The following is a 26,568-nucleotide window of genomic DNA, read 5'->3' as shown; positions in this document are numbered from 1 at the left end:
GCTGAGCCCGAACGCCGCTGAGCCCGGGCGATCAGCCCGGGCCCCGCGGCGCTGCGGCTGCTGCGACCGCTACTGCTACTGCGTGTCGGCCATCGCCCGGATGAGGCTGGCCGGGCGCATGTCCGTCCAGTTGGTCTCCACGTACTCCAGGCAGAGCGGGCGGGTGTCGGGACCGAACGCGACGGTCCAGCCGGCCGGGACCTCGGCGAAGGCCGGCCACAGCGAGTGCTGGTTCTCGTCGTTCACCAGCACCAGGTAGGTGCCGTCCGCGTCCTCGAACGGGTTCGCCATCGGGGAGTTCCTCTCATCACGGTTTCGCAGGTTCGCGCTCGGTACGGCGGGCGCTGCACAGCTCGGCGCCTGGCGTGCTCACCGTCCGACCATGATCGACTGTGACGAACAGCAGGTCGCCGCCGAACGTCGCCGGGGTGAACTTGTCCAGCAGAATCGTCGTCCGCGCGGCGTACGGCGTACGGCGGGGGCGGTCAGCGCGGTCGGACCCGCGCTGCCAGCAGGGCGATGTCGTCGTCGACGGCCGGGTGCGCCAGGCCGTGCAGGACGGCGTCGAGCAGGTCGTCCAGGTCACCGGCAGCCGGTGGGCGCAGCGCCGCGAGCCGGTCGAGCGAGGCGTCGATGTCCTCGCCGCGCCGCTCCACCAGGCCGTCGGTGTACAGCAGCAGCACCTGCTCGGGGCGCAGCTCGCGGGTGCACTGCTCGTAGCCGCCCAGCCCGGTGCCGAGCGGCGGGCCGGTGGGCACGGAGATCAGCTCGGTCGCCCCGTCTGCACCGATCAGCGCGGGCGGCAGGTGGCCGGCGCTGGAGAACGTCCAGCGGCTCCGCCCGGGGTCGGCGAGGGCGAGCAGGCAGGTGGCCGGCCGGGCCGACTCGTGCTCGGAGATGATGGTGTCCAGCTGGCGCAGGATCCGGTGCGGGGGCAGGTCCATGGCGGCCACATACCGCAGCGTGGAGCGGTAGTTGCTCATGTCGACGGCGGCCTCGACGCCGTGGCCCATGACGTCCCCCATCACCAGCAGGGTGCGCCCGAACGGCAGCCGGACCGTCTCGTACCAGTCGCCGCCGACCATCGAGGTGGTTCCGCACGGCAGGTAGCGCGAGGCGAGTTGGAGGTTGGGGTGCGGGTTGCCGGGCTCGGAGAGCAGCGCGCGCTGCAGCTGCAAGGCGATGCCCTGCGAGCGGGTGTAGCGGTGGGCGTTGTCGATGCCGATCGCGGCCCGGCAGGCCAGGTCCTCCACCAGGACGACATCGTCGTCGGTGAACGCGGAGGACGAGCCGCCCACCCGCCCCAGCGACAGCACGCCGACCAGATGTCCGCGCGCGGTGAGTGGTACGACCAGCACCGAGTCGATGCCCGCGGCCCGGTAGGCGGCCAGCGTCCGGGGGTCGGCGGCCGAGCGGCTCAGCTCCTCGTCGGAGAGCAGGTTGCCGATCACCGCCTTTCCGGTCTCCAGGCAACGCGCCGGCGACGAGCCCTCCAGGTGCCGGACGGACTCGCCGGGCGCCGCGAGGGCTCCAAGGCGGGGCAGCAGTGCGGGGGTGGCGGCCATGCCAGTGCGCCTCAGGCGCGGTACGGCGGTGTGGGTGGCGCCGCGGCGGTCCAGCAGGGCCTCCGGCAGCACGTCGACGGTGGCCAGGTCCGCCAGCCGGGGGACGGCGAAGTCGGCCAGCTCGGCGCAGGTGGTGTCGACGTCGAGGGTGGTGCCAAGGCGGTCGGCGGCGGCGTCCAGCAAGGCGAGGCGGGCGCGGGCCTGCTCCAGCTCGTGCAACTGGAGGCGCTGCGTCTCGGTGGCCTCGTCCGGGCTCGTAGCCTCGGGGCGCACTGCTTCCTCCTTGATCGCCGGTCGGCCTGGCACACACTGCCCATCGTCACGCGTTGCGGTCCGGGCCGCCACGTCCATCCAGTGTGCCCTGACGCTCCTGGGTCCGAACCCGTCGTCCCGGAACCCGTTGACCGCGGTGCCCGGGGTCAGTAGCTTCTTACGCCAGTAAGTAAAGTTTCCTAACTTAGTCCGCTCCGGTATCCCCCTGCTCCCGTATCCCCGCTCCCGTATCCCCCGCTCCCGTCCAAGGAGTACAGATGGCACCTCGAAGCAGTGTGCTGACGACCGCCGCGCTGGCCCTGGGGGTCATGGCGCTGGTCGTCCAGCAGTCCGGCGCCGCCCCCATGGCGCCTGCTCGCGGCGGCACACCTCTCACGTCGCCCCTCGCGCCGCTCACCGCCTCCACCGCCGCGTTCCAGGATCCGCCCACCGGCTCCAGTGCGGTCTCCGACCTCGGCGCCGCCACCGGCTGGAAGGTGCTGACCAGCGCCACCGCCACCCAGTCCGGCCGGCTGATCTCCACTCCCGGCTTCAGCACCGCCGGCTGGCTGAGCGTCGCCGACGACGGTGGCGGGGCGCCCGGTACCGAGATCAACGCGCTGCTCCAGAACGGCAGTTGCCCGAACGTCTTCAGCTCCACCACGATGAAGACCTGCTTCGGGCAGCTGACGAAGATCGGCGCGGACACCCTCGCGCAGTTCTCCGTACCCTGGTGGTATCGCACCGACTTCACGGCGCCGCCGGCCGGTCAGGACGCCACGTTGGTGCTCAACGGCGTGATCGGCGCGGCCGACGTCTGGGTGAACGGTACCGAGGTGGCCGCCTCGACCACCGTCACCGGCGGCTACGCCCGCAATGCCTTCGACGTGACCAGGCTGCTGGTCCCCGGCGCCAACTCGCTGGCGATCGAGATGCACCCGAACAACCCGGCGACCATGCTCACCGTCGACAATGTCGACTGGTCGCAGATCCCGCCGGACAACAACACCGGCATCCAGTTCCCCGTTCAGCTGCAGACCGGCGGCCCGCTGGTCGCCGGCAACGCGCACGTCGACCAGAACACGGCCACGGACCTGGGCAGTTCGGCGCTGACCGTGAAGACCGACGTCACCAACACCTCCACCGCCGCGCAGAGCGGCACGGTCAGCGCGAGCGTCACCCCGCCGGGCGGCGGCGCGCCGATCACCGTCAGCCAGAGCGTCACGGTGGCGGCCGGCGCGACCCGGACGGTCAGCTTCGCGCCGCCCGCCTACCCCGCTCTGACGATCACCTCCCCGCAGATCTGGTGGCCGTACCAGCTGGGCGCGCAGCCGCTCTACACGCTGGCCACCTCGGTCGCCCAGGGCGGCGCCGTCCTCAACTCCACCAGTGAGACCTTCGGCATCCGCACCGTCGGCTCCTCGCTGGTCGGTGCCTCGAAAGCGGCGCCGGCCGGTGTGCGCGCATTCAAGATCAACAACGTCCCGCTGGTGATCCGCGGCGGCGGCTGGGACCCGGACCTCTTCCTGCGCTACGACCCGGCGGACACCGCCAAGCAGATCGGCCTGATGCGGGCGATGGGCGTCAACACGGTACGCCTGGAAGGCCACTTCATGCCGGCCGACTGGTACCAGCAGATGGACGCGGCGGGCATCCTGGTCAACGCCGGCTACCAGTGCTGCGACTTCTGGGAGAACACCAGCTACACCGGCGCCGAGCAGGCGCAGTACCAGCTGACCGCACAGTCGCTCGGCCGGACGCTGCGCAACCACCCCTCGGTGTTCAGCTTCCAGTGGAGCGACAACGCCCCGACCGCCACCCAGGAGACGCTGGCGCTCAAGGGCTTCGCGGCGGCCGACTTCAGCGTCCCGTTCATCTCCTCCGCCGAGTACAACTCCAGCCCCCAGCTCGGGACTTCCGGCGAGAAGGAGGGCCCGTACGACTGGGTGCCGCCGAACTACTGGTACGACACCGCGCACTACGACAGCAGTGACTCCACGCTGACCAACGCGGGCGGCGCCTGGGGCTTCGACAGCGAGCAGAGCTCGGGCAACACCGTGCCGACGATGGACTCGATCAACCGCTTCCTGTCACCCGCCGACCAGAGTGCGCTCTGGAAGAACCCGAGCGCCAACCAGTACCACGACAACTACGAGGGCACCTCGCACACCAACTACCACTTCGGCACCAACTACAACATGGACACCGCAATCACCAACCGCTACGGCGCCTGGACGAGCCTGAGCCAGTACGTCGAGGAGGCGCAGGTCCAGAACTACGAGTCCACCCGCGCCCAGTTCGAGGCCTACCTCGACCACTCGACCAACGCCACCGCACCCTCGACCGGGACCTTCTACTGGCAGCTGAACAAGGGCTGGCCCACCCTGCTCTGGTCGCTCTACAACAACGACGGCGACCAGGCCGGCGCGTACTTCGGCGCCCAGAAGGCCAACCGGCCGCTGCACGCGCTCTACGCCCTGGACACCGACACGGTGACCCTCGACAACCTCGGCGGCGCGGCGCAGACCGGGGTGAGCGTGGAGGCCAAGGTCTACAGCACCGCCGGTGCGCTGCTGGACGACAGGACCGCGAGCAACCTCGCCCTGGGCTCGCAGCAGGTGCTCAACTCCGTGCTCAAGCCGACCCTGCCGAGCGCGGCGGGCACGGTCTACTTCGTCGAGCTGCTGGTGCGCCGCAACGGCGCGGTGGTGGACCGCAACGTCTACTGGAACTCCACCACACCGGACGTCACCAACTGGGCGAAGAGCATCGGCCAGCCGCAGTCCACCATGACCTCGTACGCCAATCTGAAGGCCCTGCAGAGCCTGCCGCGGGCCGCTGTCTCGGCTACCGCGACGACCACCGACCAGCCCGGCCCGAGCGGTTCCGACCGGCTGGTCACGGTGACCGTCACCAACGACTCGACCACCCCGACGGTGGGTTTCTTCCTCCGCGCGGACATCCGGCGCGGGACGGCCGCCGGCGCCGAACTGCCCGGGGACAACGAGCTGCAGTCCTCGATCTGGAGCGACAACGACGTCACCCTCTGGCCCGGCGAGTCCGAGACCCTGACGGCGACCTACAAGTCGGCCGACCTGAAGGGCGCGACGCCGGTGGTGAGCGTCTCCGGCTGGAACATGCCCAAGATCGACGTGGTCGGCTAGTCACCGAGCTGCGGTAGAGGGTGGCCGTGGGGAGTCCCACGGCCACCCTCACCGTGGCGTCAGCCCGTTCGGACCGTGCTTGCGGTATCCATGTCCGTCGTCCCGCCGTTGGCAGTCGGGTACACCTGGAACCGCAGGGTGGAGATGGCCTGCGGGACGTTGTACACGACCTGGAAGTACTGGTAGCCGGTGCTGGAGCTCACGTTGTAGGCGGTGCACACGTTCGTGTTGGACGCACCGAGACCCCACAGGCAGAACGTCCCGCTGGCGCCCCCGGACTGCGACGACAGCCACACCGAGGCCGTGTACGACGCGCCGACCGTGGCGCTGACGGGGATGTCCTGGTAGACCGAGCCGCCGGCGGTGTTGGTGTTGAACGCCAGGTACCCGGTGCCGTCATGGGCCGGAGCCGGGGCGCCGGTGGCCGTGTTGTAGTTCACCATGTTCACGATCGCACCGGGCGGCCCGAGCCGCTGCCAGCCGGTCGTGTTCTGCTCGAACGACCCGGCGGTCAGCAGTTGGGGGTACCCGGTGGACAGGACGCAGCCGTTGGCGCCGTTGCTCCACAGCGGCTGAACGGCGAAGGTTCCCGCGGAGGTGCCGATGTTCGAGAGGCCCGACCAGGCGCACTTGTCGCCGATCTCGTTGCCGCCCGCGTCGTACCAGGCGTTGAGCATCGGGTCGGTGATGGCCTCGGCGAGCTCGTGGCCCTCGACGATGCTGACGCCGTCGAGGAGGCCGCCCGAGCCGTTCACCATGTCCGCGCCGCAGCCGGAGCCGGCGTCGGTCATGTACGGCAGGTCCGTGTAGGTCACGTTCGGCAGCGACGCGACGGCGCCGTGGTACGCGCACCACTGGCTGCCGAAGCCGGGGGTCGAGTGGCCGGTCGGGGTGGCCACCACGATCTGGACGTTCACCGAGGTGCCGGTGCCGAAGTGGTTGGCCGCGGCTGCCGCCTCGGCCTGGATCTGGGCGTCGCTCGGACTGGCGGGGACCGCCGCCGGGTCCGACCAGGTCGCGGCCAGCAGGCCGGGAGCCGAGTCGGCGCCGTACTGGTCGACGGTGGCGAGCCACGGGGTGCCGCCGACCGAGGAGAGGAACCGGTTCAGATAGTTCTGCTCGCCGCTCGGGTCCGAACCCCAGCCCCAGTAGTCCACGTACACCCGCGGCGCGGACTGCACCGGGCCGCCGTGGTTGATCAGCGCACCGCCGATGACCGCCGGTGCGGCGTTGTGCGGCCTTGGCTTGAGCGGGTGCGTGTCGTGCTGCGGAGTCGCGGCACCGGCTGCCGGAGCGGCGGCACCGGCGGCGACCGTCAGTACCAGGGCGCCGGCACCCACGCAGACCCGGGAGAGGGTCCTGCGGGTGGTGCTACCGCCTCGGCCGAGGAGTTTGAACGACCTGCGTAACATGGATAGGCCTCTCTGCCCACCGACCGGTGGACGCCTGGAGATTGCGCGGCAGCGGAGGGGTCGGCATGGCCGGCTGCGATGCGTCTGCCGGATGCGAACTGCCGCAAGGGGTTGAGCCGGTGGACCGGAAGAACGGCACGGATCGGGAACCCGCCGCCTGTTGGGAGCGCCCACGCGGCATTCGGTCAACGTACCGAGCCGCTCCGCGGGCGTCAGCGGGCGTGAACCACACGATGGGATCAACAACTGTGGTGGAGCCACACCTTGTGCCGGCGCACAGCGCCACGGGTGGTGGACTCGGGGTCCACCGCCGCACAGCGACAGGGCCGGTCGGACCGGCGTGATGCCTGTCCGACCGGCCCTGTCCGGTCGAGTGGGCGAGCCCAGCACGCTGGCGGGCGTGCTCAGTTGACGCTGAGGGCGGTGTCGTCGAGGACGAAGCTGGTGGTGCCGCCGTTGGCGTCGGTCTCGGTGCCGGTGAACTTGAGGGTGACGGTCTGGCCGATGTAGGGCGTGAGGTCGGTGGTGTGCTGGGTGTAGCCGGTGTTGTGGTTGAGGTTGCTGTAGGAGTTCAGGGTGGCGAGGAGGGTGCCGGTGGAGTTGAGGAGTTGGACTGTGAGGGTGTCGGGCGTGGCGGTGCCGGTGTTCTCGGTGGTGTCGGTGTGCAGCCAGTAACTGAGGCTGGCGGTGGTGCAGTTGGCGGGGATGGTGACGCTCTGGGCGAGCGTGTCGGTGTCGGGCTTGCCGTCGCCGTTGAGCCAGGCGGTCCAACTGCCGCTGTGGGCGGGCTCGTCCGCCGTGTCGTTGTTGACGGGGGATTGGCCCAGGGTGGAGGTCTGGGTCCAGGGGGCGGGGTTGGCGCCGTTCTCGAAGCCGGGGTCGGCGAGGAGTTGGGCCGGGGTGCAGGTGTTGGTGCCGCCGCCGCTCGCCGGGCTCCAGTAGTCGCCGGCCATCACCAGGTAGACCAGCGTCTTGATGGTCTCGCCGTAGTAGCCGTCACCGAACGGGTTGGTCGCCAGCTGGTTCCAGATGGCGTCCGTCCAGGCCTGGTCGCCGGCGGCCATCGCGGCCGGGCCGACCGAGTCGCCGGCCTCCTCGGCCTGGTCGCTGGTGCTGAACGGCGTGCAGTTGAGGTTGGTGTGCGGGTAGACGTTCTGCGGGTTGCCGCCCGACTCCTTCTTCAGGCAGGCGGATTCGAGCTTGGCGGTGGTGTACGAGGTCGCCGCGGTGGTGCTGCCGTTGAGCAGCGCGTCGGTGCCCAGGTGCCACGGCACCCGGATGGAGTTGTAGCCGACGATGTTGTCCGGCTGGTCCTCCTGGTAGTTGGCGGGCGCCGGCTTGGGGCTGGTGGTGTCGGCGTTGACGACGAAGTCGGAGAGCAGGCCGTCGCTGGGCGAGTACGAGGCGGTGAACTCGGAGATCACCGCCTCGGTGCGGGTGATCACCTTGTTCCAGTCGTGCGCGGTGTCGTACGCGGCGAAGGCGCGCAGGTGGTCGAGCATCTGGTCGGAGGGCCGGGTGTCGGTGTTCGGGCCGTCGTCCTCACACTTCAAGTGCCCGTCGGGCGCCACGTCATGGGCGTAGAAGTTCGCCAGCCAGGCCTTGGCGTCGGCGGTGTAGCCGCCCCACTGCTTGTCGGCCAGGATCAGGCCGTAGCCGATGTCGAGGTCGCCGTCGGTGGCGCCGTCGGGGGTGCCGCTGCTGTAGTACTTGCAGGTCTTGCCGTCGAGTTGCCACTGCATCAGGCCGTACTGGTCCTCGTGGTCCTTGACCAGTTGCCACAGGCCGTTGAACTCGGTCTGCGCGTTGGCGTCGTAACCGGCCATCAGGGGAACGATGTTCATGCCGTAGCCCTGGCCCTCGGAGACCGGGCCGTTGTTGCTGGCGTCGGAGTCGCCCTTGGTGGAGACGTAGTACTCGTTGGAGGCGCAGCCGTGCACCAGGTAGGTGGACTTCCAGGAGTTGTACTGCTTCTCCACCGCCGCGTCGCGTGCTGACTGCGAGGCGGAGGGCATCACGCCGACCTGGTAGGTGACATGGGCGGGGAACGGTCGCGCCACGCTCGCGGCCTGCGACGGTGTCGCGCTCAGCACGGCGAACGAGAAGGAGACCAGGGCTCCCGCGACCACCGGGATCAGTGGTCTGGTCCAGCTGCTACGGATCTTGCGCACGCGAACTCCTTGTGGGGGGAGCGGACTTCGAGTATTAGTTAGGAAAGCTTCCTTACTTAATGCTGTCAAGAGTGCGCGCGTCGGTGCCGTGCCCTGCTGTTCGCAGCGGCTCTCAGTGTCTCTCGGCGGCTCTCAGCGCTCCTTGAACTCCTCGATGGCCGCCCGGACCGTCTGGCGCATCGCCTCGCTTCCGACGTGCCCGGAGTCCTCGAAGATGTGGAGCCGCGCGTCCGGCCACACCTTCGCCAGTTCCCACGCCGTCTGCACCGGGCTGCCCATGTCGTGGCGGCCGTGCACCAGCACCCCCGGGATCCCGGCCAATCGATGGGCGTTGCGCAGCAGTTGGTCCTCCGCCAGCCACGCGCCGTTGCTGAAGAAGTGGGCGCAGATCCGTACGAACGCAATCTGCGCGTCGACCTCCTGATTGCTGTACATGCCGGGCAGGCCGTTGGGCTCGTCGGAGATGACCGCGTCCTCCCAGGTGAGCCAGTCGGCAGCGGCCTTCTCCCGGATCGCCCGGTCGGGGTTCTCCATCAGCCGCGCGTAGGCCGCAAGCAGGTCGCCGTCCCGCTCCTCCGCGGGGACGCCGTCGCGGAACCGGTCCCACGCTTCGGGGTAGAACCGCCCGGCACCCCGGTAGAGCCAGTCGATCTCGCCGGCGCGCGTCATCGTCACCATCTGGATGATGATCTCGCTGACCCGCTCGGGGTGCTGCTGCGCATAGGCCAGGACGAGAGTCGAGCCCCAGGATGCGCCGTTCAGCAACCACCGTTCGATGCCCAGGTGTTCGCGCAGCCGCTCCATGTCGTCGATCAGGTGCTGCGTGGTGTTGAGACTCATGTCCGCCGCCGGGTCGCTGGCGTGCGGGGTGCTGCGACCGCAGTTGCGCTGGTCGTACTGGATGACACGGTAGCGCTCAGGGTCCCAGGCCGTAATCGGCCGCGACGGCGTGCCCGCCCCCGGGCCGCCGTGGACGTACAGGACGGGCTTGCCTTCCGGGTTGCCGAGCTGCTCGTAGTAGATGCGGTTGCCGTCCCCGGTGTCGAGGATTCCATGACCGTAGGGGCTGGTGGGAGGGTAGGGAGTAGTCATAACCGTCGATCCTAGGGCGCCGGCGTGGTCGAGTACCGTGATTTTCTGCCAACCTGCCTCATGGACACGGGCGTTGAGCTGGGGACTGGTCGACGGGGAGCAGCTGGCTGGTGGCCGCGCCGACCAGGGCGGCGATGCCGGTCTGCAGGGTCAGCCGGGCGTGCGGGCGGAACTTGGGGGAGTGGTTGGCGGGCAGCGCGGCCAGCTTCTCGGCCGCCGTGCTGCCGGGGGTGGCGGCCCACTGCTCGGGGCCGACCATGCCGAGCATCCAGTACGCCGTGCGCACGCCCGCCACGCCGTGCAGCGCGAGTCCGGCCGCACCGAACAGCGGGAAGTCGTCGGTGGCCAGCGCGGGCGGCCAGCCGGTCACCCGCCGGGCGCCGAACGCCTCCTGGTGCGCCGCGCGCACCGCCGCCGTCAGGTCGAGGTCCGGGAGGTTGACCCCGGAGCGGGAGACCACCCGCACCGTCGGCTCCTGCGGGCACCCCGAGGCCGCCGCCTGCCCGTGCACGATCCGCCGCACCGCCGCCGTGACCCGTTCCAGGACGTGCTCCGAGAAGCCCCGGACGGTCACCCGCAGGGTCGCCCGGTCCGGGATGATGTTGGCCTGGCTGCCCGCCTCCAGCGAGCCGACGCTGAGCACCACCTGCTCGGCGGGGCTGGTCTCCTGCGCGACCACCGACTGCAGCCGCAGCACCACCGAGGCCGCCGCCACCACCGGGTCCACCGCGAGATGGGGCGCCGCCGCGTGCCCGCCCCGGCCGTGGATCACCACCTCCAGGGTGACGCTGCCCGCCGTCATCGGGCCCTCGCCGTGCGCCACCATGCCCGCGGGCAGCGGCGCGGTGTGCTGGGCGAGCACCACCGAGGGCGGCTCGAAGCGCTGGTACAGCCCGTCGGCCAGCATCGCCCGCGCGCCCTGCAGGGTCTCCTCGGCGGGCTGGCCCACCACCAGCACCGTGCCGCGCCAGCGCTCGGCGTCGGCCGCCAGTTCGGCCGCCGCGCCGGCCGCGCAGGCCAGGTGGACGTCATGGCCGCAGGCGTGCATCACCGGAACCGTGCGCCCGTCCGGTGTGCGGGCTGTCCGGGTGCTGGCGTACGGCAGTCCGGTGCGCTCCTCGACCGGCAGGGCGTCCAGTTCGGAGCGCAGCATCACCACCGGGCCCGGGCCGTTGCGCAGCACCCCGGCCACGCCGTGGCCGCCGATCCCGCTCTCCACCCGGTAGCCGGCGGCGGTCAGCCACTCGGCCAGCCGGGCGGCGGTGCGTTCCTCACTGCCCGAGAGCTCGGGGTTGCGGTGCAGATCGAGGTAGAGCTCGGCGGCCCGTGCCAGAGCGGGCGAGGGGGCGGGCGAGGGGGCGGGTGGCGGTGCGGAGGTGGTCATCGAGTCGGGCTCCCATCCGGGTGTCAGTTCCGAGCGTCAGTTCCGGGTGTCAGTGAGGTGACAGCGGGAGGCGGCCGGTTCTGCCAGCGCCCTCCCGTACAACTGTGCTGTGGGGCAGACGGGTTCGCACAGTCCTGACCCGCTCCCCGCCGGTGCGACCGCGACGGTCGCGCCGCTCCCCGGTACCTGAAGGAGCTCCCATGGCCGCGCTCAACTCCGACAGCACCCTTGCCTCCCTCGCCCAGGAGATCCTGAACCTGGAGTCGGAGACCTTCGAGATCAGCGACTACTCGGACGCCAGTGAGGTCATGCTCGGCTCGTCGACCAGCTGCTCCAGCACCAGCACCTGCTCGTCGACCACCAGCACCACCAGCTGCACCGCCTGATCCTCCAAGCGGTCGCGCACTGCGGCGGACTCCTGCGGGAGCCCGCCGCAGTGCGTGGTCACGGGAACGGGTGCGGCACCCGCCGCAGCTCCCGCTCCGCCAGGTCCGTCGCCCGCAGGCCGCCGCGCCGCGGGGCCGTGCGCAACCGCGGCATCCCCAGGGCCCGTTGGCGCGACCAGCCGAAGTCGATCGGCAGCAGGCCCGGCACCAGGGTGCACACCGTCCGCAGGCCCAGCCGCCGTTGCTCCGGGGACGTCTGGTCGACCACCACCACGTCGAAGCCGGCCCGGACCAACTCGTCGCGGCAGTACCGCAGATCATCCAGCAGATCGCAGGACTGCGGTCGCTCCTTCAGCCAGCCCGCGTAGAGCTCGTCCAACGGGCGCACCGCGGCGGGCCGCAGGTAGTCCTCGGCATGCCGTGCCATCTCCGGCAGGCCGAACAGCGCGGCGTGGTCGGGCAGTCGGCGCACCAGGTCGAAGTCCTCGGCCATCGCGGCGAGTTCAGACGGCCGCTCGCTCACCTGCCGGGGCAGGTGCGGGAGATAGGTGAGGATCTCCGAGACCGCCGACTCCACCGCGCTCTCCGGGTCGAAGCCGGCGCCGGCCGCGAAGGCCAGCGTCCCCGGGCCGCCGTCACGGCGCACCGCGAGGCCGGTGACCACCGGGATCGCCAGGTCCACCCGGTTGTCGAAGGCGTGCACGTCGTAGCCTTGCAGGGCCGCCCGGTCGACCATCGCCTGCAGCGCGGGCGCGGTGCACGAGGCGAGGTCGATCTCGGTCAGCCGCAGCCCGCCGTACCAGCCGAGCAGGAACGAGTCGCGCTCGATCAGCTCCAGCAGGCCGAACAGGATCGCCTCCTCCAGGCAGCTGCCGATGGCGCAGCCGTTGGAGCACTCGAAGACGAAGTTGTCGGCCGCCAACCCGGCGCTGTAGTAGCAGAGTCGGGCCGGCACCAGGAGCGGGCGCTCGTCGCGCAGTGACCAGCCGCGCACCCACGGGATGGCCCGGTCCGGGTCGAACGGGCTGAGCATCGGGTCCTCGCGGTAGGTCCGCGGCTCGTACAGGCCGCAGTCGCGCGGGTCCACCGCGCCGCCGGCCAGGTTGCGGTACGAATCCACCACCAGCGGTTCGGTGCTGCGGCGGTGGGTGCCCGCGTAGCGCTCCAAGCCCTCCAGGAAGGCGAGTTCGCGACTGCGCCGGAAGGCATTGGCCTGGCCGCTCCAGGTCACGTCGGTCAGTCCGGCGTAGCCGCGCATGAAGACGCTGCCGGCCACCGGCGCGGTGGTCGGCGAGGTGACGTCCGACCAGGTGCCCGCCCCGAGCACTCCGCAGACCGGGTTGGCCAGTGCCTCGGCGGGCAGCGCGTACGACTCCGGGGTGCGCAGGCGGTAGGTGTTCGGCGCCGGCTTGGGGCGCGCGACGAGCGGCAGCACGGGCTGCTCGGGCTGTTCGCCGGTCGGTGCCGCGCAGTGCGGGCAGAGCGGTTCGGGGAGCAGCGGGAACGTCCGGACCTGCAGGCTCTCCAGGTCCAGCCGGGAGACCTGCGCCGTCACCGACCGCGCCCCGCCGAGCAGTTGGTGCAGCGACCAGAGCGCGTCCACCGCGAAGTCGGTGACCACCGGCCAGCCGCCGTCCACCGCCGTCATCGCCAGCCCGGTCTCCAGCGCCTCCCGCTCGGTGCGGCTGCGCAGTCGCTGCCAGCGCATCGCCAGGCAGTTGCCGCAGGCCGCCGCGCCCGGCGCGCCTCCCCACGGTCCCACCAGCACGGCCTGCGCGGTCAGATGGACGGTGGCCCGGGCCCGCAGCAGCGTCCCCGCGCCGCCCAGCACATCGACGTCCCCGAGCGCCACGACCTGCGGTCCGGCGCCGCCTGCCCGCTCCGTGAGCCGGCGCTCCAACAACTCCCGCGCCGCCGCCAGGGGCAGCGGATCCAATGCCACCAGGGTCATGACCGGTTGCTCCAGCGGAAGGACTTGGCGGCCAGCAGCCCGAACAGCGCGGCGAACACGGCCAGTGCCAGGCAGGCCAGCGCCGGACCGCCGAGGCCGCCGCGTCCGCCGAGGGCATCGGTGAGGCCGTCGTCGAACCAGCGCAGCGGCAGCACCCGGGAGAAGGTCTGCAACCAGCCCGGCATCAGGTCGATGGGGTAGAACGCGCCGGAGAGGAAGGCCATCGGGACCATCACGCAGTTGGCGATCGCCGCCACCGCCTCCGGCGTGTTCGCCAGGCCGCCCACCACCAGGCCGATCGCGGTGAACGCCGTGACGCCGAGCAGCAGCACCGGCAGCGCCAGCGGCCAGGAGGAGGAGACGTGCAGGCCGAAGACCGGCAGCAGGGCCACCGCGGTGAACAGCAGGGCCTGGACGATGCCGGTGCCCAGCGCGACCGCGTAGCGCGAGGCGAGCACCGAGGGCAGCGGGGTCGGGGTGCGCCAGATCAGCCGCAGCAGGTCGTCCCGGCGCCAGTGCATCAGGGTGAACGCGACACCGAACAGCGCCGCGTTGCCGATGCCCCAGGCCAGCACGCCGGGGGCGATGTAGTTGATGTAGGCCAGGCCGCCGTTGACCGACTGGCCGTGGAAGATCAGCCCGAAGACGACCAGGAAGAGCAGCGGGAAGGCGAAGGTGAAGAAGACCGAGGTCCGGTCCCGGACGTACGCCAGGTAGGTGGCCTTGGTCATCGCGGCGTAGGCGCTCACGAGCGGTGCTCCGATGCGGTCGTTGCGGTGGTCCGAGCGTCTTGGGTGGTCCCGGCGCTCTCGGTCGTGAGGCGCAGGTAGGCGTCCTCCAGGGTCGCGGTGCGGGTCTGGATCACGTCCATGCCGACCAGCGCGCCCGCGCTGATCAGCACCCGGTTGGCCGACTGGGTCTCGATCACCAACTCGCCGCCTTCGACCGTTACTTGGTCCACCCCCTCGATGCCCCGAGCGTCCTCGACGGAAAGCCGGTCGGCCGGGATGAAGAGCCGGGCCGGGGCGCCCAGCGCCCGGATCAGGTTGCCGGGAGTGTCCAGTGCGGCCACCGAGCCGCGCGTCACGATGGCGACCCGGTCGCAGAGCGCCTCGGCCTCGTCCAGGTGGTGGGTGGTGTAGACGATGGTGCGGCCCTCGCCGCGCAGCGAGCGCAGCACGCCCCAGAGCGAGCGCCGGGCCTGCGGGTCGAGGGCGGCGGTCGGCTCGTCGAGGAAGATCAGGTCGGGCTCGTGGACGAGTGCCGTCGCCAGCGCGAGCCGTTGGCGCTGGCCTCCCGACAGGTTGTCGACCCGGCTGCGGCCCTTGTCCACCAGGTCCACCAGCTCCAGGGCGCGCCGGGCGGCGGCCCGGTCCAGGCCGTAGAGGGCGGCGACGGTCTCCAGGTGCTCGGCGGCGGTCAGCCGGGTGAAGAAGGCCGAGGTCTGGGTCTGCACTCCCAGACGCCGCAGCAGCGCGGTGTTGCGCGGCGACGGGCGCTCGCCCAGCACGGCGACCGTGCCGGTGTCCGCCTGGCGCATCCCGACCATGATCTCCACCAGGGTGGTCTTCCCGGCGCCGTTGGGGCCGAGCACGCCGAAGAACTCGCCTTGCTCGACCGTCAGCGACACCCGGTCCAGCGCCTGGACCTCCCCGTAGCGTTTGGCCACGCCGTCGAGCACCACGGCGGGGCCCGACCTGGTTCCAGCTGGACTCATCCGTGCTCTCCGTTGCTGTTGCTGGTGCGGTTGTGCGTTCGGGATGTGGTGCCGGGCGTGGTGTCGGGCGTGCGGCGGGCCTTGGCGACCAGGCCGACGGCCCACAGCGCCAGCGCCGCCCCGGCCGTCAATGCGGGTGCGTAGCCGGCCAGCTGGGACTCGGCGGCGGGTAGCAACCGGCGGCAGAGCGGGCCGGTGGCGGCGAGCGCGGCCCCGGCCAGGGCGGCGCAGCCGAGCGCGTAGCCGCCGTACACCACACGCAGCCGGACGGGGTAGTCGCTCAGCGCGCCGGTGTCGCGGCGGACCGCCACGCGGGCCAGCCGGGCGGCGAACCGACGGCTGTCGGTGGCCAGTTGGACGCTGCCGACGGCGTGCCCGAGCATCTTGTAGCCGTCCAGTGGGGGCAGCGGCAGCAGGTTGGCCAGGGCCAGCAGGGTGCCGAGCAGCAGCAGCCCCGCGCAGAACGGCCGGGCCTGCGCATGCGCCGGCAGCAGTGCCCAGACCGGGTAGCAGGGCAGCAGGAAGACCAGGTTCATCAGCACGCCCGCACCCGCGGTGGCGATCTGCTCGCGGCGGCGCGCGAAGAACTGGACGTCCTCCACCTCGCAGTAGAGGTAGGTCGTCAGCAGCCGCCAGCGCAGGCCGATCTCGGTGGTCCGTCCGCCGAACGCGCGGCCGACCAGCCCGTGCGCCAGCTCGTGCAGTCCCAGGCTCACCCAGAGCACCGCCCCGGCCGCCGCCAGCGCCACCGGCTGGTGGAAGAGGCGGTCGGTCTCCCGGACGAGCTCGCCGAGTTGTACGACCAGCGCCACCAGCAGCGCGGCCACCAGGGCCAGCAGCGGCACCAGGAACCCCGCCCGGCGGGCGAAGCCGATCGCCTGGTGCAGACGGTCCACCAGCGCGGGCGCGTCGGCGACCAGCCGCACCCGGCCGCTGAGCAGGCTGGACGGGCTGCCCGTTGAGCGTGTCGCCGGGGCCGGCGCGGGCTCTGCCGGACCGCCGCCCGCGAGCAGGCCCCGCGCGTACAGCAGCCGCAGCATCTGCTGCCACTGCGCCTCGCCCAGCCGGACCCGGAACTCGCGGGCGTACAGCTCGCCGATCTCGTCCAGCGTCCGGCTGCCGTCCAGCCGGGCGATGATGAAGTGCTCCTTGACCCCGACCTCGAGGCGGCGCCCGCTGACCGGGTCCTTGAGCAGATGGATCGGGACGGCGCCGCGCAGCAGCGCCCGGCTGATCCGGATCTCGGGGCGGATCCGGGGCCGGTGGCCGAGCACTCCGGTATCGCTCACGGCGCTGCCGCGGTCTGGGAGTTCGGCTGCGGCGAGCGCAGCGCGCGAGCCAGTACATACGAGAGGTACGCCTCGTCGCGAACCGTCACCGACAGCCGGTTGTTGGTCATGTGCAGATAGGGCGAGAGCAGCATCGGCAGTGCCTGCGCCGGGTCGGTGACCGGCAGGTCGCGGGTGCCGTCCCAGGAGCGGAACACCAGCTCGCCGCGTTCGGTGAGCTCCAGCACGCGTTCGCGCAGCTGCAGGCAGTGCATGGCCCAGTCCCGCAGGAAGCTCGGCAGCCGGTCCGTGGCGCCCTCGCCGACGGTGGCCCGGATCACCTGGAAGCGCCGGGGCAGCGAGGTGTCCATGCTGCCGTAGGCGCGGTCGTAGCCGTCCTGGGCGGTGTAGTTGGTTCCCGAAAAGGCGCCGTTCCAGAACTCGTGATAGCGGTCCAGGAAGGCCAGCAACTGCGCCTCCTCGTGCAGGAAGCAGCCGGACATCACCATCATCAGCTGAGCGGCGAGCCCGAGCACCACCGTGCGCAGGTGCACGTTCATGGTGCGGGCCGCCTCGATCACCAGGTCGCTGGAGCGTTGGAAATGCCACTCCGCCAGCGCGATGCCGGCCGGGCCGCCGTACTTGCCGTACTCGGGTTCGTAGGGCTCGATGCTGAAGGTGTTGTTCTCCCGCAGTCGCATCCGGCCGTCCGGGCCCAGCAGTCGGCCGCGGTCCTCCTGCGGGTACTCCAGCTCGAAGAGCGTGTTGTAGAGCTCGGCGAGGAACCCGCCCTTGACCTCGTACAGCGCCGGTCGCCTGCGCAGGAACTCGGCGATCGCCTGCTCGGCGCGCTCGCGCACCTGGTCGGCCGCGGCGGCAGAGCAGGGCTTCAGGCGCAGCCGCAGATGCGGGCCCTCCAGCCAGTAGTTGATGAAGAAGTACCCGGCGAGCAGGCCCTCCTCGGTCAGGGCGTCGACCAGCGGCCGGACGCACTGCAGCAGCATCGGACGCGGGCTGGCGGCGTAGAAGATGTGGAAGGCCGTCCAGTCGCCGGGTGCGGCCTGCTCGGGTGTGGTGTCAGTCATGGCTCCGCTCTCCGCTGGGGGGCGCTGTGTCCGGGGTGATCTCCAGGGCCAGTTCGGCGACATGGCGGCCGCCGGCCGAGCGGACGGACAGCGCGTCCGCGCCCGGAAGCATCTCCTCGAAGACGACGTCGGCCGCCCGGCCCGCGATCAGCCCGTCCAGGGCCAGCAGCGACAGCGGGCTGTCGAAGTCGACGTACTGCGGTTTGGACGTGCCGAACCAGCCGCCGCCCGGGCCGTCCCCGGCCTGCGGGCGGACCCGGGCGAAGACCTGGTCGGGCAACCGGTGCCCGCGCTGCCACCGCCGCCAGCGCAGGAAGCGCTCCGACTCGTCCTCGCCGGGCAGCGCCGCCGGTAGCGTGTCGGATCCGGCGGTCCAGCAACGGCGTTGCAGGATCAGGTCGCCCAGTCGTACCCGGGGGCGGTGGGTGACACCGTCGATGGCGGGCCCGGTCGGCACCCCGCGCCAGACCTCCGGGGTCACCCGGGAGGTGGGCGAGAAGAGCAGCAGGGTACGCGGGATCTCGGGCAGCACCATCGGGACCAGGTAGCCGAGGTAGAGCGGCACCACCTCCCGCTCCAGGCGCCGCGAGCGCAGTACCAGGCGGTCGGCGCCCGGTTCGTGCTCGACATAGAGGTCGTCGAGCTGGATCCGGTCTTCCTCGGGGGCGGTGCTGGTCTCGCCCGGGCAGCAGATCTCGTACCTGGTCAGCCGCGTGTGCAGGTTGAGGTTGGTGGTGGCCGAACCCGCCGTGACCTCCGCGAAGACGGCGCCCGGCGGTTGCAACTCCTCCAGTGAAGAGCGTAGTTCGGCCGGTAGGCCGTGCTCGGAGTCGAAGCAGTGGGTGAAGCGGGTGAACGGGAAGCACAGGCCGCCGTAGGAGCTGTTGAGCACGCCCAGCGGCGCTGTCCCCGGCTGCTCGCCCTCGCGGCGGGCGAGTTGCACGAAGTGGCTGTGCGGGGCGAACCCGCGCCCGAGCGGCGCCAGTTCGGCCGCGACGGCGGCCACCGCCGACTCGTCCAGCACCAGCTCCTCGGCGCTGTCCGGCCGATCCGCCCACAACTGCCGCATCCGCGTCGAGAGTTCGCTGCGGGCCCGGTCCAGTGCGGTGACCTCCGGCATGCCCAGCCAGTTCTCCTCGGCCGGGTAGCCGCCGTCCTGCCCGGTGGCCGGCTTGGTGGCGGTGAACTGGAGGTACTGGTGGAAGATGTCCTCGTGGAAGTCGTGCACCAGTTGGAGCAGGTCCTCGCAGCGGCCGCCCTTGCCGTGGCGGACGAGGAAGAAGCCCTTGAGGGTGAGCCGTTGGGCCAGCGCCACATCGAAGGCGGGCAGGATCCGGGTGAGCGAGCGTAGCGACTCGGCGGCTGGTTCGACCCAGGCGGACGGCAGTTGCACCGGCCCGCCGACCACGTCCTCGTACAGCACGGTCTGCGGCAGGGAGGGCGACTCGGCGCCGAGTTCGCTCTGCAGGGCCAGCAACTCCCGGCGCAGCGAGGCCAGCAGGGCGCGGCGGGTGGGCACGTCGGCGCCCGGGTAGCGGGTGAGGCAGGCGGCTGGGCCCGCCAGCCGCAGCGCGATCCCGTCGGCCCACGGGCACTGCAGCGAGCGCAGCGCCCGCTGGAAGGAGTTCAGCGGGTCGTGGCTGTGCACATCGGTTGCGAGCAGCGGGAGTTGGAGCATGCCAAGATCGATCAGCGCCGTCAGGTAGTGCTCGGCCTCCTCGGTGCTGGCGCCGGCCCGGCCGCTGAGCAGGGCCGACAGCTCGCGGTGGCGGATCAGCGACCGGGTGCGGAACAGCTCCAGCATCTGTTCGAGGGCGTCGCTGAGCCGCAGGAAGAAGAGCCGGTCCTGTGCGGCGTCGAAGCTCACGGCGGCGCTGTCGTCGCCGGCGGTCACCGACCGGCGGACGTAGCGGACCCGCTCCTCGTCCAGCACCCAGCCGGAGGCGAGGGCGACCGGCAGGTCGCGGCGGCGCTCCGGATCGGCGGCGATCAGCTCGGCCAGCCGGGCCAGTACCACCACGTTCAGCCGTGGGTGGCCGGTCGACCGCGTGTCGAACTCGGCGCTGTCGGTGAACGTTCCGGGCGCCACCGTGGTGAAGGTGCTGAACGGGCTGGTCTTGCAGGCCGTCCGGTACAGGTACGACAGCAGCGAGCGCTCCATCTTGCGGGCACGCTTGTCCGGGGCGGTGGAGGGCGCGGCGACGAAGGCGTCGAGCTTGCCCTCCAGCGTCGGCGAGGCCAGCAGCAGGCCGAGATGCAGCTCGTCGCGTCCGGCCAGCTTCCTCAACTCGGCTCGACTGGCGTTGAGTTCCTCGGCGAAGAGCGAGCTGCCGGCCGCCCGCAGCTCGTCCAGTCGGACCCGCGCCTCCAGCCACTGCGCGAGCAGCCCGCCGGCCTGGCCGGTGAGCGGGTCGGTCAGTGTGCCGGTCAGTGTGCCGGCCAACGTGTCGGCCAGCGCCCGCGCCGGGCCGAGTTCGCGCGGCAGCCGGTTGTTGAAGACCTGCCGCCGAAGGGTGAGCAACTGGCGGCGCTGCTGGTCGTCGGTGGCGGCCTTGACCAGTTCGGCGAGCGGATCGCTCAGCCGGGCGCCCAGATCGGCCAGCCGCTCCTCCTCCGTGAGCAGCTCCTGCGCCCAGCGCCGGGAACCCGGGCAGCGCAGCCCGTGCACCGCCTCGATGGGCAGCGCGGCCACCCGCAGCATGAACCGGGGACTCAGCCCGCCGCTACCGCCCATCGCCGGCTCCTTCCGCGTTTGCTGCATCGTGAGAGTCAGCTAGCAGGAAGCTGAAGTCCGCAGGCTGCGGGCGCTCGTGGCCGATCATCATGATCAGCAGCGGCACCTCCGCGGCTCCGTCGAGCGCGGGCCCCTCGCCTTCGAGCCCGAGCTCCTCGATGTAGGAGAGGCAGTCGAAACCGAGGGCGACGCCGCAGCCGAGACCGAGCGCGGACGCGGCGGTGTAGAGCGCCTGCGACACCGCGCCGACGGCGGCGTTCACCAGCCGCAGGCCGCGGTCGCCGACGGCGTCCAGGACGGCGGCGGTGGGCGCGGTGGGGACGATCACCGCGGCGGCCTGCTCCAGGTTGTAGTTGGCCAGGAAGTAGTTGCGCTGCAGGAACCCGCCCTGCTCGCCCGCCCGCAGCAGCCGCAGTGCACCGCTCGCCGCGTCGTAGCCGTAGACCCCGGCGGGAACGCCCGCGACATGGTTGACGAAGACATACAGCCGGGTCGTCGCCGGGCCGTCCGGGCTCTCCACGTCGCTGTCCAGGCGGCCGCCGGCCGCCGCGGCGGCGAGCGCGGCCGCGAGCTGGTCGGCGCCGATCGGCGTGGTGGCGGTGAACCTCCCGAAGCTGCTGCGGCGTTCACGCAGCGCCTGGCGGACGCCGAGCGCCAGCGGCGCGGGCCGGGGCAGCGCCACCAGCTCCCCGGCCGCCGGCGCCGATGGCGACGACGATGGCGACGACGATGGCGACGGTGACGGTGACGGCGATTGCGACGGCGACGGCGACGGCGATTGCGACGGCGACGGCGACGGCGTCAGCGCCTTGGCCACGACGGCGGTCGGCGGCCGCTCGGCCGCGCCCTCCAGCGTCGCCGCGTGGATCCGCTGGACGGTCTCGAAACCGAACACCCGGCGCGAGCGCTCCTGATCGACCAGCCGGACCCGGCCCGCGCCCACGCTGGTACCAGGCCCCAAGCCGGGGCCGCCCTCCCAGCGCAGCGGTACGACAGCGAAGACGCCCTCCTCCTGCGACGACAACCCCAGCAGCCGGCCGAGCCGCTCCTCGTCGAACCAGAGCGCGGGCCCCAGGTGCAGCCCCCGCGCCCGCGCCCAGATCCGCCAGGTCTGCACAAGCGCGCCGATGTCCATCGTGACGACGTGGTACGAGAAGCTGTTGTACTTGAAGGCGTTCTGCCAGAACTTGACGCCCAGCACCAGGAATTGGTCGCTGCTCTGGTGCACCGTGGCGTCGTCGCCCAGCGCCCCCCGCACCTCCGCCGTGACATCCCCGGCCAGCAGCCGCTGCATCGCGTGGTGCGGCGTCGCGTAGTGGTAGACGCCGGGGGTCAGCGGCCCGCTGGGCCCGGCCACCCAGTGGATGCCGATCGGGTAGAGGCCGCCGCCCGAGGCGGTGCCGCGCGACCAGTTGGCGTGGGTGTAGAACGGCAGCGTGCCCAGATCGGAGTTGGCCTGGATGGCCAGCCGGCGGCCGGTCAGCCCGTAGGAGTCCTTGAGCATCCCGCCGAGCAGCGGCAGGGTGAACTCGCCCTCCCCGCGCGGCCCGAACAGCCCCTGCTGCACGGTGGCCGCCGCCGGGCAACCGCCCTCCGGCAGCGGGAAGTACGGCGCGCCGGGGAAGTGCTTGCCCTTCCTGGGCCGGTCCGCCCAGTCGGGGACGAAGTCCGCGGGTTCCATCGGGAATCTGCCCCGGCGCATCACCGCGGTCGCGTACGCGTGGGCATAGCCCATGGTCGGTCCTTTCACCGGAGGGACGGGTCAACGGAGCTGTGGATCAACGGAGCTGTGAGTCAACGGAGTTACGGGAACGGATGCGGAGCCGGGTTGAGCTCCTCCGCGCGCAGATCACGTTCGCGCAGGCCGGCCTCCCGTGGGGCGGTGCGCAGCCGGGGCATCCCGAGCGCGCGCTGGCGGCGGTGGCCGAAGTCGATCGGCAGCAGGCCCGGCACGATCACGCTGGCTGTGTGGAAGCCGAGTTGGCGCTGCTCGGGCATGGTCTGGTCGACCACGACCACGTCGAAGCCCGCGCCGGTCACCGCCTCGACGCAGCGCCGCAGATCCTCCCGCAGGTCGTCGCCCGGGGGGATGGCACCCGCCCCGCGCAGCCGGTCCAGCGGTTGCGGCGGGCGGCCGCGCTCGGCCAGCAGGAAGTCGGCGTACCCGGCCATCTCCGGCAGCCCGTACACCAGCGGGTGGTCGTGCAGCACCTGGATCCGGTCGAAGTCCTCGGCCATCGCCCGCAGCCGCCGCTCCTCGCGCACGGTACGCCCACGCAGGTTGACGGCGTCGGTGGCGATCTCGCAGAGCCCGGCCGCCAGCGCGGCCTCGGGGTCCAGGCTCGCGCCGGCGCCGAAGCAGAGCCGGCCGAGACCCCCGTCGATCCGCTCCGCGACGGCCGTCACCACCGGGATCGGGAAGCTGATCCGGGTGTCGAAGAAGCGCGCGCGGTAGCCGTACATCTCCAGCCGGTCGACCATCGTGCGGGTCTGCGGCCGGGTGCTGGAGCGCGCGTCCAGCTCGGGCAGGTCGAGCATGCCGTACCAGGCGAGCAGGAAGGCGTCGCGCTCGACGGCCTCCATCAGCCCGAAGTAGACAGCTTCCTCCAGGCAGCCGCCGGACGCGCAGCCGTTGGAGCTCTCCTGGACGAACCGGTTCGCCAGCCCGCCGGGGGAGTGGTAGTAGGTGAGGATCTCCGGTACCAGCACCGGCTGCTGGTCGCGCAGCGAGTACCCCCAGACCCAGGGGATCTCGCGGTCCGGCGCGAACGGGGTGATGCCGGGCTCGGCGCGGTAGAAGGTGTCCGCGTAGAGGCCGCAGACCCGCGGGTCGACGGCCGGCCGGCCGCCGAGCCGGTCGAAGGCGGCGACCACCGTGGTGCGCCGGCCCCGGGCCCGCATCCCGGCGAAGCGCTCAAGGCCCTCCAGCAGGCCGACCCGGGTGCTCGTCCGGTAGCTGGCGTCGTGGCCACCCCAGAAGCACTCCCGCAGATAGCTGCCCGAGCGCATGGTGAAGCAGCCGACGGTGGAGGAGGTGGAGGCGGAGAGCAGATCCGGGACGACCGAGGGCCCGAGCATCCCCGCGACCGGGTTGACGAACGCCGCCAACGGCAGCTCGTACTCCTCGATCCCGTGCAGCCGGAACTCCAGCGTCGCGGCCTTCGGCCTGCTGCGCAGGATCAGGCGGGCGGCCTCGGCGCTGTCGTCCTCGCGGCGGTCGCAGCGCGGGCACTCGGCGTCCGGCACCAGCGGGAAGCCGCTGATCCGCAGTGTCTCCAGATCGAGTAACTGGACGCTGGGGAAGGGCTGTTGCCCGGTGTCGCCGCGTTCCTCGCGGGCGGCCAGCAGGGCGGCGACGGCGTCGGCGACGAACGGGACGGCCCACGGCGGGCTGCCCGCCGCGCGGGTGTCGCCGCCTGCCTCCAGGGCCTCGCGCAGCGACCCGGAGCGGACCGCCTGCCAGCGCCGGGCCAGGCAGCGCGGGCAGGCCCGCTGCCCGTCGCCCGGGTGATCCGGGCCGATGATCGCGTGGTGCCCGTAGAGGTGCACCACGCCGGCCCCGGCATCGGCGCCGGCCGCTGTCGGCGTGTCTTGCACTTGCACCGTGAGCTCGTCGCGCGCTCCCAGCATCGACACCTCGGCCCGCAGCTCGCTGCCGAGCCGGGCCAGGCCCTGCGCCAGCTGCCCGGCCAGCGCTTCGCAGGTGTCGGTCCAGGGCCCGGTGAAGCCGGTGGCCGCGAGCGGCGCGCGGTGCCGCGGGAGTGGCTCAGTGAGCACCGGGCGTCCCGTCCGCGAGCAGCACCCGAACGACCTCGATGCGCCCCGCCCGCAGGTCGGCCGCGCCGGCCGGTGCCACCAGGACGTCCCGCCCGGCTGCCCGCAGCCGCTCCAGCACCTCGTGCCGCGCGCTGCCGGTGCCGCTGCCGGTGCCGGAGTCGGCGCCGGAGTCGGTGGTCTCGCCGCTGATGGTGAGCACGGCCGGGTCCAGCTCCAGCAGCAGCGGGTCGCCCGGATCGACGGCGACCTCCCGCTCCCGGCCCAGCTGGCTGCGCCCGAGCAGGTCGCGGACCGCCTCGACTGCGGCCTGACGCATCGTCAATGCGCATCCGATCGCCCAACTGCCCAGCCCGGTGAGCGGATCGACGGTACGGGCCAGCAGCACCGGGAGCGGGTGCCGGGCCTGGTCGCTGCCGCCGAGTCGCAGCAGTTCGAGCTCCAAGCCGAGGTTCTTGGCGGACCGGGTCAGGAAGGTGAGTTCCGCCTCGTCCTGCAGCGAGTCCAGCGAGTCCGACGCATCCAGGGCGTCCAGGGCGACCAGCGCCGTCGGTGCCGTCCCCCGGACGGCCGCGCGCAGTGCGTCGTACGCCAGTGCGGTCCGCAGCCCGCGTGCGGTGGCCGCCTGCCACGTGCCCCCCGCGCCGGTACCGGCGGCGGTGGCCTCGAAGGCCCGGTCCCGGTTGGCCGCGCCGAAGGTGCGCAGCGCGGCGGCGGGCACCAGGACCTCGGTGCCGGTCAGCAGCGAGCGCGCCGTGCACCAGGCGGTCACCTCGGCTGCGGTGCCGGCCGTGCCGCTGGCGGTGCCGAGCGCCGCCGGTGCGACCAGCGGCCATCGTCCGTCCGTCAACTCGGCATCGCCCCAGTGGAATTGGCGAGTGAGTGGAACCACGTGCTCGGCATAGACCTCGGCTGCCCGGTACAGCGCCCGCAGCCGGGCACCCGCCACATGATGCACATCGAACGCGGAGATCTCCCGCCGCACCCCGGGTCCGAGGCCCAGGCCCACGGTGCTGACCTTGAGCGGTGTCTGGTTCCACGCGTCGTCGGCGAAGCGGGTGAACACCCCGGCATGCGGACGGACCAGCACCGCCCGGGCGTCGAGTTCGGCCAGCGCTGCCCGCCCTGGGTCCTCCCCCTCTTCCTCCTCCCCCTCCTCGTACGACACCGACCCCGCTGCCGGTGCGACCTCGGGCTCGGCGCAGCGCGGGCAGCAGGGGTGCGGGAGCAGCGGCTCGGTGACGACATCCAGCGAGTCCAGGTCCTGGATGATCAACTGACCGTCGGTCTCGGCGGGCAGCGCCCCCGTGGTGAGCCGGAAGACCTCGTACCCCAGCAGGTTGCCGAGCATCGCGGCGAGCGGACGGCTCAGCCGCCGGTCGCCGGGGCTCAGCGGTGCGAGCGGCGCGACGCTGCTCCACAGCTCGGCAACCGGGCCGGGCTCGGTGTTGGCCCCCAGCCGCAGCGCGGCGCAGACCCAGCAGCCGTCGGTGTCCGGCGACATCAGCGGGCCGACCACCGCGCGATCGCCGAGCAGCCAGGCCGGCAGCAGCCGCCGTCCGGCGGGGATCCCGGACTCCAGCAGCCGGACGACCTGGCGCGGTCCTGCGCCGCCGCTGGTCACCACGACCAGGTCGAAGCCGTCCAGATCCGCCCAGTCCAGCCCGGCCTCGCCGGCGTCCGGCCCGGTGCCGCCGATCCGACTGAGCGATACCGGGCAGCCGGACTCGACCAGCGAACGCACCTCGGCCTCGACCTCGCCGAAGTCGTTTCCGGTCCGGTCCACCCCCGCGAGCACGCCGACGTCGGCGCAGCCGTTGCGCACCAGGCTCAGCACGCACCAGCGCGCGAGCAGGTCGTCCCCCAGCACGGCCACCCGGGTCTCGCGGTACTGCCCGAAGCGTCTGAGCGCGTCTCCCACATAGTGGTCGACGTAGTCGATCTGCGGCGCGAAGCGCTCCGCGACCTCGGGCGGCAACTCCACCGCCGTCGCCGGCCCGGCATCGCGGGCGAACTCCCGCTTGTAGAGGGCGCGGACGAGCTCGACGACCATCGCCTGCTGCGAGGCGCCGAGCCCCTGGCAGATCTCCTCGACGCTGTGCTGCCCGTTGAGGTGCGGCACGATCAGCGAGGCGAACCGGTATGCGTCCTTGGTCGTGAGGTTGAACCCGCCGTGGGCGTTGTGGAACAGCACCCCGGTCGGTGTCCGGGTGAACAGCACGTCACGCCGGATCCGCGGACGGGTCTGCATGATCTCACCGGTCTGCGCTGCTTCACCGGTCTGTGCTGCCTCACGGCTCTGCGCGGCCTCACGGTTCTGGGCGAGCTCCTGGTACGCGGCCATTTCCCTCACTACCTCTGTCGAACGCAGCGGAGCGGCTGTCTGCCGCCGGGGGAGTCGAAGTTGCTGGGCGAAGCGCGGGGTGTCACGGCTCCGCGGGGCGATCGGCCGGCGCCCGGGCCCGGCTGCCGGCGGCTGCGAGCGTGAAGGCCCGCAGAAGTTCGTGGACGCGGTACCGCCCGTGCGGCACCTCCTCCAGCAGCCCGGCCCGGACCAGGCTCTCCAGCACCAGCGCGCCACTGGCCGGACCGCTCACCCCACCGGCGGCGCCG

The 26,568-nt window shown here is 72.1% G+C and carries 17 protein-coding genes; 2 read left to right on the top strand and 15 right to left on the bottom strand.

Features of this window, described 5'->3' with window-relative positions:
• Positions 1-75: 75 nt before the first annotated feature.
• Together P3T34_RS04770 and P3T34_RS04765 are read right to left on the bottom strand one after the other, a co-directional pair.
• Complete coding sequence (locus P3T34_RS04770; RefSeq protein ID WP_280664710.1) at positions 76-291, bottom strand: MbtH family protein; 216 nt, start codon at positions 289-291, stop codon at positions 76-78.
• A 194-nt stretch (positions 292-485) separates the two neighbouring features.
• Positions 486-1,838: a SpoIIE family protein phosphatase gene (locus P3T34_RS04765; protein ID WP_280664709.1), complete on the bottom strand. Its 1,353-nt coding sequence runs from the start codon at positions 1,836-1,838 to the stop codon at positions 486-488.
• Positions 1,839-2,095: 257 nt separating this feature from the next.
• Here P3T34_RS04765 and P3T34_RS04760 point away from each other — a divergent pair, with 257 nt between their 5' ends.
• On the top strand, positions 2,096-4,981 hold the full coding sequence (locus P3T34_RS04760; protein WP_280664708.1) for an exo-beta-D-glucosaminidase: 2,886 nt from the start codon (positions 2,096-2,098) through the stop codon (positions 4,979-4,981).
• Positions 4,982-5,040: 59 nt separating this feature from the next.
• Here the strand turns inward: P3T34_RS04760 and P3T34_RS04755 are convergent, their stop codons facing one another.
• The 4 genes from P3T34_RS04755 to P3T34_RS04740 form a co-directional block, all read right to left on the bottom strand.
• The gene (locus P3T34_RS04755; protein WP_280664707.1) at positions 5,041-6,393 is read right to left on the bottom strand and encodes a hypothetical protein; all 1,353 of its coding nucleotides are present in this window, start codon (positions 6,391-6,393) and stop codon (positions 5,041-5,043) included.
• A 404-nt stretch (positions 6,394-6,797) separates the two neighbouring features.
• A complete protein-coding gene (locus P3T34_RS04750; RefSeq protein WP_280664706.1) occupies positions 6,798-8,564 on the bottom strand; it encodes a glycosyl hydrolase family 8 in 1,767 nt (588 codons plus the stop codon).
• Between the two features lie 132 nt (positions 8,565-8,696).
• A complete protein-coding gene (gene pip / locus P3T34_RS04745; RefSeq protein WP_280664705.1) occupies positions 8,697-9,656 on the bottom strand; it encodes a prolyl aminopeptidase in 960 nt (319 codons plus the stop codon).
• 58 nt (positions 9,657-9,714) lie between these two features.
• Positions 9,715-11,040 carry an amidohydrolase gene (locus tag P3T34_RS04740; protein WP_280664704.1) on the bottom strand — a complete coding sequence of 442 codons (1,326 nt, stop codon included), beginning with the start codon at positions 11,038-11,040 and terminating at the stop codon, positions 9,715-9,717.
• A gap of 200 nt (positions 11,041-11,240) precedes the next feature.
• On the opposite strand from P3T34_RS04740, the gene P3T34_RS04735 reads away from it, so the two are divergent.
• Entirely contained in the window at positions 11,241-11,426 is a 186-nt protein-coding gene (locus tag P3T34_RS04735; RefSeq protein WP_280664703.1) for a thiazolylpeptide-type bacteriocin, read from the top strand.
• 58 nt (positions 11,427-11,484) lie between these two features.
• Here P3T34_RS04735 and P3T34_RS04730 read toward each other — a convergent pair whose 3' ends face one another.
• The 9 genes from P3T34_RS04730 to P3T34_RS04690 all read right to left on the bottom strand — a co-directional run bounded on the left by P3T34_RS04730 (position 11,485) and on the right by P3T34_RS04690 (position 26,299).
• Positions 11,485-13,377 (bottom strand): TOMM precursor leader peptide-binding protein, encoded by a 1,893-nt coding sequence (locus tag P3T34_RS04730; RefSeq protein ID WP_280664702.1) that lies wholly within the window; start codon positions 13,375-13,377, stop codon positions 11,485-11,487.
• Complete coding sequence (locus tag P3T34_RS04725) at positions 13,374-14,126, bottom strand: ABC transporter permease (RefSeq protein WP_280664701.1); 753 nt, start codon at positions 14,124-14,126, stop codon at positions 13,374-13,376. The genes P3T34_RS04730 and P3T34_RS04725 overlap by 4 nt, the downstream gene beginning before the upstream one ends.
• Entirely contained in the window at positions 14,123-15,094 is a 972-nt protein-coding gene (locus P3T34_RS04720; protein ID WP_280664700.1) for an ABC transporter ATP-binding protein, read from the bottom strand. Before P3T34_RS04720 ends, P3T34_RS04725 begins: the two co-directional genes overlap by 4 nt.
• Positions 15,091-16,383 carry a peptidase M50 gene (locus P3T34_RS04715; RefSeq protein ID WP_280664699.1) on the bottom strand — a complete coding sequence of 431 codons (1,293 nt, stop codon included), beginning with the start codon at positions 16,381-16,383 and terminating at the stop codon, positions 15,091-15,093. The genes P3T34_RS04720 and P3T34_RS04715 overlap by 4 nt, the downstream gene beginning before the upstream one ends.
• Positions 16,380-17,447, bottom strand: a complete 1,068-nt coding sequence (locus P3T34_RS04710) for a lantibiotic dehydratase C-terminal domain-containing protein (protein ID WP_280664698.1) — start codon at positions 17,445-17,447, stop codon at positions 16,380-16,382. The genes P3T34_RS04715 and P3T34_RS04710 overlap by 4 nt, the downstream gene beginning before the upstream one ends.
• Positions 17,440-20,181 carry a lantibiotic dehydratase gene (locus P3T34_RS04705; RefSeq protein ID WP_280664697.1) on the bottom strand — a complete coding sequence of 914 codons (2,742 nt, stop codon included), beginning with the start codon at positions 20,179-20,181 and terminating at the stop codon, positions 17,440-17,442. Before P3T34_RS04705 ends, P3T34_RS04710 begins: the two co-directional genes overlap by 8 nt.
• Positions 20,171-21,916 (bottom strand): nitroreductase family protein, encoded by a 1,746-nt coding sequence (locus tag P3T34_RS04700; RefSeq protein WP_280664696.1) that lies wholly within the window; start codon positions 21,914-21,916, stop codon positions 20,171-20,173. Before P3T34_RS04700 ends, P3T34_RS04705 begins: the two co-directional genes overlap by 11 nt.
• A 68-nt stretch (positions 21,917-21,984) precedes the next feature.
• Complete coding sequence (locus P3T34_RS04695) at positions 21,985-23,811, bottom strand: TOMM precursor leader peptide-binding protein (protein WP_280671830.1); 1,827 nt, start codon at positions 23,809-23,811, stop codon at positions 21,985-21,987.
• Positions 23,812-23,947: 136 nt separating this feature from the next.
• Positions 23,948-26,299: a TOMM precursor leader peptide-binding protein gene (locus P3T34_RS04690; protein WP_280664695.1), complete on the bottom strand. Its 2,352-nt coding sequence runs from the start codon at positions 26,297-26,299 to the stop codon at positions 23,948-23,950.
• Between the last annotated feature and the right edge of the window lie 269 nt (positions 26,300-26,568).

The sequence above is a fragment of the Kitasatospora sp. MAP12-44 genome (assembly GCF_029892095.1).
Classification (GTDB): Bacteria; Actinomycetota; Actinomycetes; order Streptomycetales; family Streptomycetaceae; genus Kitasatospora.
The sequence above is the reverse complement of the archived record's forward strand: the minus strand, read 5'-3'. Positions and strand labels throughout refer to the sequence as shown.